The organism is Phenylobacterium sp. (genome assembly GCF_004299445.1).
In the GTDB taxonomy this organism is placed as follows: domain Bacteria; phylum Pseudomonadota; class Alphaproteobacteria; order Caulobacterales; family Caulobacteraceae; genus Phenylobacterium.
The window spans coordinates 1-1,353 of sequence record NZ_SCTC01000092.1 but is presented as its reverse complement, the minus strand read 5'-3'; the positions used below and the strand labels follow the sequence as shown (position 1 = coordinate 1,353).

Sequence of the window (1,353 nt, the reverse complement as noted above, 5' to 3'; positions counted from 1 at the left end):
CCACCTCCCCCGCCGCCAGCGCGCGCGCCGCGTCACCCAGCCGGCCGTCGGCACGCCGCGCGCCGATCGCCAGCTCCGCCGCCAGGTCCGGCCACGCGGGCACCGGCCCCAGCCGACGGACCACGTCGGTGACCGACCCGGTCCCGACCGGGTCGAGCAGGTGGCGACCCAGCCGCCAGGACAGCGCTTGCGCCCATGTCACCGCCATCGCCGCAGGTTATCCGGCGGTGCCGACACCCGGGACGTGGAAAGGCCTGCGCAGGGAGGGCTTCATGCTGCGCGGATCATCCACCCGACCCAGAGCGGTGCGCAGCAGACTCTGATCGGCCGTCTCTGAGTGTTCCCGAACCGGCCACGCCTGGCCCTGACTTCCCGTCCTCTACTCCCGTCTGGTGAAGGCGATCTTGCCGTCGGGGTGGTGGGTGAGGTCGTAGTCGTCGTGGTGGGCGAGGGTGTGGTGTCTCGGGCAGAGCAGCACACCGCCCTCCGCGGAGGTGTCGCCGCCCTTGGACCAGGGGATGAGGTGGTGGGCATGGCAGGCCGAGGTCGGCCGCTCGCAACCCATCGCGGCACACCCCTGGTCGCGGACGGCCATCGCGATCCGTTGGGCCTTGGTGTGGAAGCGGCGCCTGCGGCCGACGTCGAGGACCTCGCTCCTGCCGCCGAGGACGACGGGGATGACGCCGGCCTCACAGGCGAGCTTGCGGGCCAGGCCGGGGCTGATCATGGTGCCGGTGTCGAGCTGCGCTGCCTTCAGCCCACCCAGCAGGGTCTCCAGGGTCATCGTCACGACCACGGTCGCGGCGACGCCGCCGGCGGTGGGGAGCTGGTCGGCCGGGTAGCGGCGGACGTACTCCATGAACGCCAGCCCCATCCCGTGCGGCGACAGACCTTCGCCGCCGGCCTTGGGTGACGCGATCGCCTGGAGAGCCTTGCGGAACATGTCGGCCTCGGCGGTGCGGATCGCAAACCGGCCGTAGGTGGTGCCGTGGCCGTCGTCATGCATGCTGAGGCGGGCTTTGGCCTCGGCTTCGCGTTCTTCTTTGGCGAGCTGCCTGGCCTCCTCGGCCTCCCCCACCTCCGGAGCGACCACATCGAGGATCCGGCGGCCCTGGATCCGTAGCACTTTCGCGTCGTGGTCCTTAGCCGCGTTCAGGAGGAAGTCGCGGGCCTGGGTCTTGGTGTCAGCCTCGACGTGGTCGGGCAGCGCGTCTACCGCGTGGCAGATCGCGGCCGCCTGGTCGAGGAGCACGTCACCGGCTGCGAGGGCTTCTGCGACCGGCTCGTGCTGCTCGAGTGCTTTGGCGAGCTTGACCTTGCGGGCGGCTTCGGCCTGGGTCATCCGGGTCTTGT

General features: G+C 71.2%; 2 protein-coding genes. Both read right to left on the bottom strand.

The window, feature by feature from the left end; translation table 11 throughout:
* A partial coding sequence (locus EPN98_RS24440; protein WP_293365621.1) for a hypothetical protein occupies positions 1-202 on the bottom strand: 202 nt, incomplete at its 3' end.
* A 177-nt stretch (positions 203-379) separates the two neighbouring features.
* On the bottom strand, positions 380-1,353 hold a 974-nt coding region (locus EPN98_RS24435; protein WP_293365620.1), incomplete at its 5' end, for an HNH endonuclease signature motif containing protein.